At 59.8% G+C, this 11,741-nt stretch carries 10 protein-coding genes; 7 read left to right on the top strand and 3 right to left on the bottom strand.

The features are described from left to right. Window positions 1–66: 66 nt before the first annotated feature. The 7 genes from VJR68_RS08900 to VJR68_RS08870 all read left to right on the top strand — a co-directional run bounded on the left by VJR68_RS08900 (window position 67) and on the right by VJR68_RS08870 (window position 7,471). A complete protein-coding gene (locus VJR68_RS08900) occupies window positions 67–1,137 on the top strand; it encodes an IS5 family transposase (protein WP_324147321.1) in 1,071 nt (356 codons plus the stop codon). A 283-nt stretch (window positions 1,138–1,420) separates the two neighbouring features. Further along, window positions 1,421–2,506 (top strand): sensor domain-containing diguanylate cyclase, encoded by a 1,086-nt coding sequence (locus VJR68_RS08895; RefSeq protein ID WP_324147320.1) that lies wholly within the window; start codon window positions 1,421–1,423, stop codon window positions 2,504–2,506. Window positions 2,507–2,864: 358 nt separating this feature from the next. Next, complete coding sequence (locus VJR68_RS08890) at window positions 2,865–3,992, top strand: Cache 3/Cache 2 fusion domain-containing protein (RefSeq protein ID WP_324147319.1); 1,128 nt, start codon at window positions 2,865–2,867, stop codon at window positions 3,990–3,992. 16 nt (window positions 3,993–4,008) lie between these two features. Beyond that, a complete protein-coding gene (locus VJR68_RS08885) occupies window positions 4,009–4,560 on the top strand; it encodes a hypothetical protein (RefSeq protein WP_324147318.1) in 552 nt (183 codons plus the stop codon). A 237-nt stretch (window positions 4,561–4,797) separates the two neighbouring features. Beyond that, the gene (locus tag VJR68_RS08880; protein ID WP_324147317.1) at window positions 4,798–5,664 is read left to right on the top strand and encodes an MBL fold metallo-hydrolase; all 867 of its coding nucleotides are present in this window, start codon (window positions 4,798–4,800) and stop codon (window positions 5,662–5,664) included. Window positions 5,665–5,900: 236 nt separating this feature from the next. Beyond that, window positions 5,901–6,836, top strand: a complete 936-nt coding sequence (locus VJR68_RS08875; RefSeq protein ID WP_324147316.1) for an alpha/beta hydrolase — start codon at window positions 5,901–5,903, stop codon at window positions 6,834–6,836. A 68-nt stretch (window positions 6,837–6,904) separates the two neighbouring features. Further along, on the top strand, window positions 6,905–7,471 hold the full coding sequence (locus VJR68_RS08870; protein WP_324147315.1) for a hypothetical protein: 567 nt from the start codon (window positions 6,905–6,907) through the stop codon (window positions 7,469–7,471). A 162-nt stretch (window positions 7,472–7,633) separates the two neighbouring features. On the opposite strand, the gene VJR68_RS08865 is transcribed toward VJR68_RS08870, so the two are convergent. The 3 genes from VJR68_RS08865 to VJR68_RS08855 form a co-directional block, all read right to left on the bottom strand. Then, window positions 7,634–8,599, bottom strand: a complete 966-nt coding sequence (locus tag VJR68_RS08865) for a hypothetical protein (protein ID WP_324147314.1) — start codon at window positions 8,597–8,599, stop codon at window positions 7,634–7,636. Window positions 8,600–8,754: 155 nt separating this feature from the next. Further along, window positions 8,755–10,119 (bottom strand): glycoside hydrolase family 27 protein, encoded by a 1,365-nt coding sequence (locus tag VJR68_RS08860; protein WP_324147313.1) that lies wholly within the window; start codon window positions 10,117–10,119, stop codon window positions 8,755–8,757. A 131-nt stretch (window positions 10,120–10,250) separates the two neighbouring features. Further along, window positions 10,251–11,741 (bottom strand): alpha-L-fucosidase (locus VJR68_RS08855; RefSeq protein WP_324147312.1); only part of this gene is annotated, 1,491 nt, incomplete at its 5' end.

The raw sequence follows: 11,741 nt of genomic DNA, 5'->3' as shown, positions 1-11,741 counted from the left end.
CAGGCTGTTGAGAAACGCATCCGCTTTGGCACAATCATAGCCAGTATCAATCGCAAGGGTTTGATGGTGCGCGGATTGGATGTGCAACAGCTGGGTATGTTCTCGTATGTGTCGGTGGAGGAACGTGTGCCGAAGGATCATCCCATCCGCACCTTACGGATCCTTGTCGATACCATTCTGTCGCAACTCGATCCGCTGCTTGCGGCACGCTATGCCCCGATCGGGCGCGTATCGATCCCGCCCGAACGCCTGCTACGCGCAGCCTTGTTGCAAGTGCTCTACAGCGTGCGCAGCGAACGGCTGCTGATGGAGCAGCTGAACTACAATCTGCTGTTTCGCTGGTTCGTCGGTCTGAACATCGACGATCCAGTATGGGATCACTCCACGTTCTCGTTCAATCGCGACCGTCTGTTCGATGAGGCGATCGCGCAAGCCTTCTTCGCCAACACCGTGCTGCTGGCGCGGGTGGGCGATCTGGTCAGCGACGATCACTTCTCGGTGGACGGCACGCTACTGGAAGCGTGGGCGTCGCATAAAAGCTTTCGGTCCAAGGATGGCAGCGACGAGGATGACGGGGATTTTCGCGGCAAGCCGCGCAGCAACGACACACACGCCTCCAGCACCGATCCGGATGCCCGCTTGATGCGCAAAGGCCAAGGCAAGGAGGCCAAACTCAGCTATCAAGCGAACAGCTTGATGGAAAATCGCAATGGCCTGATCGTGGGCATCGACGTGCGCGTGGCGACGGGCACCGCTGAGCGCGAGGGTGCGTTAGCGTTGGTTGATGAGCATCTTTCGCGCGGCAATACTCTTGGTGCGGACAAGGGCTATGACACGCAAGAGTTTGTCCAAGCGTTACGCGAGCGGCAGATCAAGCCGCATATCGCCCGCCATACGAATGGTCGTCGCAGTGCGATTGACGGGCGCACGGCGCGTAGTAAGGGATATGCGATAAGCCAGCAGATCCGCAAGCGGATCGAGCAGGGCTTTGGATGGGTTAAGACCATCGGCAGCTTGCGCAAACTGCCCTTGGTCGGTCTTGCCCGAGTGAAGGGCTACGTGGCGTGGAACTTTGCTGCCTATAACCTGGTTCGCCTGGGCGGCCTTGGCGGTTGGTGGAATCCGTCGCCGACCTGAGGAAACGTGCATCTAGCATTCGGGGAATGACACGCCAGGCGCGAGCGAAGCCGTAGAGCAATAGATGGAGTTTATAGCTGTTGATTCGATGGGGTGTTTCTCAACAGCCTGTTAGGGACCGAAAGCGCCGCAGGCAATCCCCATTCCACCGCGCCCTAGCCCCCAGCAATAACCCGCATGAATAAATGGCGCGCATGAATAAACCGCCCAGGCATCCATTCCGAGCGCCCCGCTGCCATCCGCCAACTTCAGAACATCGTCCATATGCCGATATTCCTGACATATGAGCCAAGTCATCCGCCCGCCCCTTCCATCCAACCTCCTTGGTGCCTTGGCTGCCACCATCGCTCATGCGCATACGCTGGAGGGCTTGGCGCGGCCGTTGCTGGAGCTGCTGCAGTCGGTGACGGGGATGGAGTCGACGTATCTGACGCGGCTGGATGAGCCGGCGGGTGTGCTGCATGTCTTGTATGCCCGCAACACCCATCGCTTGACCATTCCGGAAGGCTTGTCGACACCCTGGGCGGACACGCTCAGCAAGCGGGCGTTGGATCAGCGGCGGTTCTATGCCGACGACATCGCGAACTACTGGGGCGACTGCGGGATCGCCCATTCGCTGGGTGTCGTGACCTATGCGAACGCCGCGGTGCGCGAAAAGGGCGGGGAGCTGTTTGGGACCTTGTGCGCGGCCAGCAACGAGCGCAGGCCGCTTTCCGATATGGCGACGCATGCGCTGGCGCTGTTCGCGCAATTGATCGGGCAGCAGGTCGATCGGGAGCGGCTGGTGGTAGCGCTGCAACAGGCCAACAGTACCCTGGCGGCGATGGCGTTGACCGATGCCGTGACGCAATTGCCCAATCGACGGGCGTTGCTGGAAGAGATGCAGCGGCGTCTTGCCTCGCATCCGGAAGGCGAGGCGTTGATCGTGGCCTTTATCGGCTTGGATGATTTCAAGCCGATCAACGACCGGTACGGGCATGAGGTGGGCGATCAGTTTCTGCAGACGGTGGCAAAGCGTCTGCGGCGGATGTTGCGCGATGGCGATATGGCGGCGCGGATCGGCAGCGATGAATTCGTGATATTGGCCAGGGAGCAGCGGGCCAGTGCGAACCAGGCCGCTGCCGCGCTGGCGCAGCGGTTGCAGAGCGCGGTGCGCGGACGCTTCAAGCTGGATGCGGCGCTGATCGATTATGACGGTGCCAGCGTGGGCGTGACGGTGGCCGAGCTGGGTTGCGTCAACGCCCAGGCACTGCTGAACAAGGCCGATGCTGCGATGGATGCGATTAAGCGTTCGCGCAAGCAGCATGCGGCTTCACCGGTGCCGGCCAGAAGAACCATCGCCCGTTACGAATGGCCTGTGATCGACTGATCGCGCCGGGGGAATTATTGCAGCCTCATTACACGCACGGCGTCATGCATGCGGCTGACGCGTAAGGACTGACGCATTGCATGTTTTGCCAGCTGCGTCGCATGTGTCACTGTCCTGAAATAACTTGTTTTTGGCCTCTTCTGCTATCCTCATTTTTCTTCCGTTCCAACATCCTTTGCATGGGGCAAAAGCTTCGGGCGTTCTCCATTATGGCGGAGCGGGAGAGCGCTGCCGGTTGCCTACGTAGGAACGATTTCGAAACGCTCACGCGGAAACACATCATGTCGATGCCTTGGACAGCGAGTCCATGCGGCATTAACCGGCCTGCGTTGCCGGGCGTCATTTAAGGGGAATTTGGATGTTCAAGGATTCATTGCGGGCTCGCCTGTTATTGCCCGTACTGGCTTTGGTGATGGCTGCGGTCATTACGACCGTCATTGCCCTGGCCTGGGTGGAAGCCAACCGTGTGCGCGTGCAAGCGCAAAACGCGATCGAGAACCAGAGCCGCGGCTTGCTCAGTATTTTCAGCGTGACGCATTCGATCATGCTCGATCGCGTACGCAGCTCCATGCATTTGCTGCGCCAGGAAACCGATGAACTCGGAACGCCGAGCGTGGGCCAGCCCATTAGCGTGGGCGGTCGCCAGGTCAACGATTTGCAATTCGGCGGCAAGCCGCAGGGCAATCAATTCCAGGTGGTGGACAGCGTCACGGCCATCATGGGTGGCACGGCCACGCTGTTTACGGCGGCAGGCGATGATTTTGTGCGCGTCACCACCAACGTCAAAAAGGACAACGGTGACCGCGCCGTGGGTACCATGCTCGATCCCCATGGCCAGGTCATTGGGGAAATGCACAAGGGCCTGAGCTTTTACGGCGTGGTGGATATTCTTGGCTCGCCCTACGTGACCGGCTATGAGCCGATCTACGACGGCAAGAGCAGCAGGCCCATCGGCCTTTGGTACGTGGGTTACAAGACCGACCTGGAAGCGCTCGACAAGGTCATCAGCAACAGCAGCGTGCTCGATTCGGGCTTTATTGCCTTGCTCGACAGCAAGGGCAAGCTGCGCTTCCACTCCAGCTCGGGTGCCGCCGCCGATCCGGCTTTCGTCAACAAAATCATCCAGGAGCAGCCCTCCGACTGGACGGTGCAAAAGCGCGACGTGCCCAACTGGGGCTTCACCCTGGTGGCGGCTTATCCCAATAGCGACATCAGCAATGCCATCATCCGGCAAACCATCTGGATCAGTCTCGCCGGCTTGCTCATCTGCGCGCTGTTGCTCGGCCTGCAGTATTTTCTGATTCAGAGCCGGGTGTTGCAGCCGATCAAGCGCTTGACCGAAGTGGCCGATGCGTTGAGCATGGGCAAAATGAACAACGTCATCGAAGAAGTAAAACTCAAGGACGAGATAGGCACCTTGGCCAAGGCCATTGCGCGCCTGTCCAACAGTGTTCGATTGGCAATGGAACGGCTTGCCAAACGCTGAGCCGCAGGAAACGAACATGGTTAGCGAATTTCGGCCGTTGATCGAAGTGTTGCGCGAGTTGCAGGTGCTCGTGCAGAAGAAGATGTCGGGTCATTTCTTCATCGCCACCGAAAGCAATCATTCGTCGATGATTCTGTTGCGCAACGGCCACGTGGATGAAGTCACGTTCAGCCGCTACCGCAGCGACGAAGCCGTCAAGCAACTGGCCAACGTATCGGGCGCCCGCGCCCGGTTTCAGCCGGGCAAGGTCGATACCTCCGCCAGCCGCACGCCGCTGGGCGAAGCTGCCTTGCAATGGCTGCTTGGCGGTTTCGAAAGGGATGCGGCTGTAACGCCGCGTGCCGCACCGGTTGCCGCGCCTGCGCCCCGCGCGGCCAGCCCGCGCGAAGTGGTCGAAAAAGTCACGCTGACATATCTGGGCCCCATCGGTACGCTGATCTGCGATGAGGCTTTTTCCAGCGCGGACAATCTGGATCAGGTGTTGCAGCAGATCAGCTCGAATCTCTCCACGCCCGAGGAATCCAAGCGCTTCCTGGAAGAAGCGAGGGCGGCTTTGGGAAACGGTTGATGTAGGTTGGGGTGAGCGAAATGCGAACTCCAACATTCCGGAGTTGCGTTACCGCCGGATGTGTCGCTTTGCGAAGACGCTTCGTTGAAGAACCGTCCTCCTTCGGGGGAAGATGCCGACAGGCGGGAGAGGGTGCGTGCCCTCATCCCACCCCCTTTCCCAAAGGGAAAAGGGCTTAAGCCGTTCGCTGCATGGCCGCAGCTTGGGCTGGCCAATCGTCTTTAACGGAGCGCGTACATGACATCTCCCGAGGTCAAGGCTTTTTTCGACGCGGCCAGCAATACCTTCAGCTACGTCGTCTGGGACGCCGCAACGCATGAGGCGGCGATTATCGATAGCGTGCTCGATTTCGATCCGGCGTCCGGACGCACGGGCCATGCATCGGCCGATGCCATCGTGGCCTTCGTGCAAGACATGCTTCTATCGGTGAAGTGGCTGATCGAAACGCATGTGCACGCCGATCATTTGTCTGCGGCACCGTATCTGCAAAAGAAACTTGGCGGAACCATTGCCATCGGCGAGCACATCGTGGACGTGCAGATGGCGTTCGGCGACCTGTTCAATGCAGGCGCCGCGTTCCAGCGCGACGGCAGTCAGTTTGGTCATCTATTCAAGGATGGCGAACGCTATCGCCTGGGCAATATCGACGCTATCGCGCTGCATACGCCGGGACACACCCCGGCTTGCATGACGCATGTAATTGGCGATGCGGCTTTCGTCGGCGATACGTTGTTCATGCCGGACTATGGTTCTGCGCGTTGTGATTTCCCCGGCGGCGATGCGGCCGTGCTGTATCGGTCTTCTCGCCGCTTATTCGAATTGCCGGACGACACTCGCGTCTTTTTGTGCCACGACTACAAACCGTCCGGGCGCGACACGTATGAGCACGCCACGACGATCGGCGAGCAGAAGCGAAACAATATCCACCTGCGCCAAGATGTAAGCGAACAGGAATTCGTGCAGTTGCGTACCACGCGGGACGCCACATTGGCCATGCCGCGTCTGCTGCTGCCATCGGTGCAGGTCAACATGTGCGCGGGGTGGCTGCCCGCGCCGGAAGACAATGGCATCCGCTATCTCAAGCTGCCGCTTGATGCGTTGTGAGGCAGCCATGCCTAGGCTGGGATGAACACGTAGGCAGGGATGAAATCGTAGGCTGGGGTGCGAACCCCAGCATCGCCATGCATGATCATGCTGGGATTTCATCCCAGCCTACATTCTCGCTCTCGCTCGTCATTCCAGCCACGTGCTGCGATAAAAAATCCACCATGGTGGCCGTTGCCCGCCCGATGCGATGTGCAGGATAGGCGAGGGGATTGCCTCGCACGTGGAGAAGCATCGTGAAGTCATGGATCGTGATCGTATGCCTGTTGCTTGCAGGCGGGGGTGTGCAAGCCCATGCTGCCGTTTGGCAGCCAACCGACGGACATACGCAAATACCGTTATGGCCCGGCACGCCGCCCGATGCCAAACCCATGCCGGGTCCCGAATATGCCGAGACGAGCAAATCGCTGCTTGCCGGTAAACCGGTGATGGTTGTCAGCAATGTGTCGCAGCCGACGATGACCGTGTATGCGCCAAAGGGAAAGAACACCGGCGCCGCGATCGTGGTGTTTCCGGGCGGCGGCTTCCAGATATTGGCGATCGATTTCGAAGGAACGGAGGTCTGCGATTGGCTCACTTCCCGCGGCATCACCTGTGTCCTGTTGAAATACCGTGTGCCGAGCGAACCGTATAACTGGCATTGCGATTGCCGTCCGCACAATGACGAAACGTCGGTGCAGGCGCTGGAAGATGCGCAACGCGCGATGAAGCTGGTGCGCTTGCATGCTGCGGCGTGGGGCATCGATCCGCACAAGGTGGGCGTGCTAGGGTTTTCGGCGGGCGGCTATCTGGTGGCCGAAGTCAGCACCAACTTCAAGCGCCAGCTATATAGGCCGATCGATGCCGCCGATAAAGAAAGCAGCCGTCCGGATTTTGCCGTCGCCGTTTATCCTGGGCACCTGACCACGCTGCATGGCTTCAACGCCAACGTGCCTGTCTCGCATGAAACACCGCCCACCTTTTTGGTGCAGGCCGAAGACGACCATGTGGATGGGGTGGACCAGGCGCTGGTTTATTACGCTGCACTGAAGAATGCCGACGTGCCGGTGGAAATGCATCTCTACGCGCAAGGCGGGCATGCGTTCGGCTTGCGGCCCACGCAGCTTCCGATTACCGAATGGCCCAAGTTGGTCGATACCTGGTTGCAGACGATTGGCATGGTGCGCGATTGACGCGCCTTGCGTTGGGCCTGCATCGCATTATGCTGGCGGCACGCGTATGAGCATCGGGGTCTTGATTCATGGCCATGAAGTTCAACCCGGTTTCCATCGGCGAGCTGTGCAACGCATGCATGCCGGACAAGGCGCTGCCCGGCACGTATTACCGGCAAGGCAAGGACATCGTGCTGGTTGCCTTGAACGTAGCGGAGCAGCACGACGGATTGAGTTCCACCTACATCTGTTTTTCGGGTGAGCGGGTGGAGCATCGAAAAGACATCGCCAACAGCCTGCTGATTCCGTTGGACAAGCTGGAGCCGCGGTTTCATATCGAAGGTACTGCGGAGCAAATCACGTTCGAAGCCGGCGTGGCCATCGACTATTACCAGGAACCCGCGTTGGTGCTGGTGGATGATCAGCCGCATATCTTGTTGAAGGATTTTCCGGATGAGCCGCGCGGCGATCCTCGTTTTCACCGTTATCGCCTGATGTTGAACCTGGCGAACCGGCAGGTGGTGCGTTTATCCCCCGGGAAAAAGATCATTGTTTTTGGCCATGTGGTGATGTGGGGGCATCTGTCGCGCCAAGGCAGGGAAGAGGTGGAGAAGATGGCGGTGTTGAAGCTGCGGTCCGACGATAGGGGGCATTGAGCGTAGGCTGCCACGAAAGTGAGCGTCCTCTCTGATCCGTCGCCCCGGCGAACGCCGGGGCCCAGTGTCTTTGCTTTTGAGCTACCCCAGAAAAAGTCGCTAGGCCCCGGCTTTCGCCGGGGTGACGGATCGGGGGGATAGGTGCTTTCATGGCAACGTACGTTAATTTCTTAGCGTGGAGATGGATCGGCGAAGCGCCGCCAACGGCGCGCGATCATCAAAACGAATCACGCCATCCTGCTCTGAAATGCCCAATTGCTTGAGGATGCCATCAAGGTCAATCACGACAGGCCGATCCTTGAGTTGGTCATACAGCGAAGCAAGCGCATCGCCCTTGACGGCCGCATCACCCGCCTGGGCCACCTCCGCCACGCTCCACAAAACCTTGTTTCCGCCACTGGCGCGGTTGATGGCGCGTAACGCATCTTGCAAGCGGTACTTGCCGTTGCTGTGCTTGTAGATGGCTATTTCGGCGAGCAGCCAATACATGGCGCCGCCCCAATACGTTCTGCCCCAGGTATGCGTGTGATCCAGCCCTTCGTCGCCCTGCCTGGGTTGCCCTTTGGGCATATCGTCCACCGCCCATCGCCACACTTCCTGCGGCGTGATCTGCCCTCGTTGTGCTCGCGCAATCGGTTCGACGTAGGTGGCGCTGCCTTCCATAAACCACTCGCTGCGCATCGGCACGCGTGGCAGCGCCAGATGAGTCATTTCGTGCACCATCACCCAGTCGTCGCGCAAGGCGTCATCGGTGACATGGCGGCCGACGGTGAGATGCGTGACCGAGCCCGGATAACCCCAGGTGGTGGCGGGGCCGATACGGCTGCCGTCGGCGGGGGAGACGAGCAAGCGCCATGAGTCGACGGGAAAGCGGCCGAAGTAGGCGGAGATGGCCGACGCGCTGCGACGTAGCCATGTTTCGATGCGATGTTTGTCCAGCGGTTGGAAATCGCCCTCCAGGGCAACCGCAATGTTTCCGCCGTACAGCGAAAGCCGCAGATCGGGTGATGTCTTCACCCTGTCGTAAACCTCTTCGGGATCGCCGTACGTTTGTGCGAATGTCGGCCGGGGCAATTGGGTGGCGACGGCCAGGCTTCCGATCACTTGCAGAAAGTGTCGACGATTCATAAAGGCTCATCCCGGAATGAAAGCCATTAGATGGTGTTCGTGTTTCGCCCCGTGATGGTTACAGCATACCCACGCAGGCTGGGATGAAATCCCAGCATCACGACCATGGCATGTTGGGGTTCGGCGGTGCCTCACCCCAATCCCCAAAATCGTTGCTATCGGACGGAATAGAGCAGGCAGCCGTGCGCCGGCAGCTGGATCCGCAAACGATCGGATGCGCCCAGGCGATGGCCGCTCCACAGCTCGCGTGCGGCATGCTTGCCTGAAGCCAGTCCAAGCTGTTCCCACGTGGTTTCCAATGACGCCGGCTTGTCATCCAGATTGAACACGGCCACATAGCGCTCACCGGCTTTGCCGGAAGCGACCCATACGCGCGCGTTTTCAAAGCCGGAAGGCAGATGTTCGAGCGGATGATTGTCATGGCTATGTTGATCGACCGCGATAACGTCCTTGTTGGTCAGCAACGCACGCGTGGCATCGTCCAGCTTGGTGAGATTGGCGCCGAGAATCAGCGGCGAACGCGCGATGGCGAGCAAGCTCAGCTGCGTGCGTTCTTCATCCAGCGTCAGACGCGAATGGCGCGCCTCGCCCCAACCGGGATGTGGTGCAAGCACACCGAATGGCAACATGTCGGCATCGGGCCAGCGGCCATCGCGGGCTTGCCCTGCCCACAGCGGCAGGCGATCGAAAATATCGCGGATGCCCATCGGAAAATCATCGTTGGGATGCTCGTGCACGAACGTCCAGCCATCCCACACGTCGTTGGAAATACGCCACATCTGGCCGTATTGGCGAATCTCCGCGGCATGCGAAAGCTGCGTCGGGCCGGGTGACAGGCTGAGCACGATCGGCCGGCCGGTTTTCTTGATCGCCGCCGCGATCTGGCGAATCTCGCTGATGCGGTAAGGGTGATCGGCAATGCAATCGACCTTGAGGAAATCCACGCCCCAATGCGCGTACAGCGCCAGCATCGCATCGTAATAAGCCTGGCCCGCGGCGTTGTCGCGGATGCCATAGTCGCCGTCGTCCCACGGACAGGTTTCGGTGGTATCGGCGGCGTCTTGCGCGTGGAAGCTGGAACCGGCAATCGGCAAATTGGCTTCGACCGCCTGCTTGGGAATGCCACGCACGATATGGATGCCGAACTTCAAGCCTTGCGCATGCACCCAGTCGGCGATGGGCTTGAAACCTTGTCCATCGGCGGCGGAGGGAAAGCGTTTCGTGGAAGGAATCAGCAAGCCATGCGCATCGATGGCGTAGTCGCGATGCTCCAGCTTGTCGCCGAACGGATTGCCCATGTACCAGCCTTCATCGATCACGGCATAGGTCCAGCCGTAAGCATGCAACGTGGCGAGCTGCGTTGTGTTGGCCTTGAAGTCGGCTTCGTCGATGGTCAGGCCGTAGGAATCCCAGCTGTTCCAGCCCATGGGTGGAGTGGGGGCGACTTCCTGCGCACTGGCGACGCTTGCCGTAGCGAGCAGTAGGGTTAGCAGTAAGGTATGTCTCAACCAATGTGTCATGCGGTTGGTTCTCTTTATCGAAGCGGTGTGTTTGCTGACGTGGCTGGGATGACATGTAGGCTGGGATGAAATCCCAGCATCGCCATGCTCATATATGCTGGGATTTCGTCCCAGCCTACAAAGGCGCGGCGCTACGAAGCTGCAGTCAGGCCACGTCCCATGATCTTGAAGGCAACGGCGTGTTCTCCAGGCACGTTGTCCGGCAATTCCAGCGTTAGCCCCTGCGCATCGCGTTTGAACCGCAGCGGCTGCGCCGAGCCGAGCATTTCCACGCGCTCCACGTTGCCGGCCACGCTCGACGCCAATGATTTCACCGTCAAGCGCGATGCAGCAGGATGGTCCAGGGCGATTGCGTACAGTGCATCGCCCTTGGTGGTAAAGCGCAGGTCCTTCGCGGTGAAGGTTTGTGTCTTGTCTTCCTGGAACATGCCGGCGGCGACTTTGGTCGGGCCTTCGCCGTACACGCGCCAAGGCCGCGTGCCGAAGATCGCTTCGCCGTTGATGCTCATCCACGCTGCCAATTGTTCCAGCACCTGGCGCTCATCCGAATCGATGGTGCCGTCGCCGCGAAGCGGAATGCTCAGCAGCAGGTTGCCGTTCTTGGAAACGATGTCGCACAGCCGCGTGATGACGGTGGCCGCGCTCTTGTAACTGTGGTTTTCGAATCGCGCGCGCGAATAATGCCAATCGCCGATGCAGGTATCCGTTTGCCAGGGCAGGGCGGCAATTTCTTCGTTGACGCCGCGCTCGATGTCTTCCACCACGGCATGACGTTGTGCCGGCGTCAGGCGTTTGCAGTTGAGCACCGCTTCCAACTGCCCGCCATGCCATTGGCGGTTGGCGTTGTAGTAGTAGGCGGCAATGTCGAGACCGGCCTGGCCAAGCGGCAGTCCGGTATCGTCGAAATACAAAAGATCCGGCCGGTATTTGTCCAGCAGATCCTTGCAGCGGAGAAACCAGCGTTGCACGAATTGCGGATTGTGCGGGGGCGGGGTTTCCTCCCACAGGCCGTCATGTTCCTCATGCCAACGCTTGACGGCTGCTGCTCCGCGGATGCCGTCCGGCAGCACGATGTTGGGGCCGGTATACAGTTCCTGCGGGTCCAGCCCCTCCCACCATTTGCCGCGTCCGTCCGCCTTGGTGAGCTTGGCTGCGTCATAGCGGACACCGGCCAACGGGCCTTCGCCGTCATAACCGTAGGCGGGCTGCAACCAGTGCCAGGCATGCGCGGAGTGATTGCTGACGCCGAACTTCAAGCCATGCTCGCGCGCCGCCCTGGCCCAGCCGCCGACGATGTCCTTGTGTGGCCCGACCTTGAGCGAATTCCAGTTGTGGTACGTGGAATCGTAGTTGTCGAAGTTGTCGTGATGATTGGCCAGTGACACGAAATACTTCGCGCCGGCGGCTTTATACAGACGCATCAGTGCGTCGGGATCCCAATGCTCGGCCTTCCATAGATGGTCGATTTCCATGAAGCCGAACTTGGATGGATGGCCATACGTGCGGCAGTGATACTCGTATTGCGGATCGCCTTGCAGGTACATGTTGCGCGCATACCAGTCGCCTTGTTCGGGCACGCATTGCGCCGTCCAGTGCGCCCAGATGCCGAACTTGGCGTCGCG

It is taken from the genome of Dyella sp., assembly GCF_035277725.1.
Classification (GTDB): Bacteria; Pseudomonadota; Gammaproteobacteria; order Xanthomonadales; family Rhodanobacteraceae; genus Dyella_B.
This window is presented reverse-complemented; position numbering and strand designations above follow the sequence as displayed.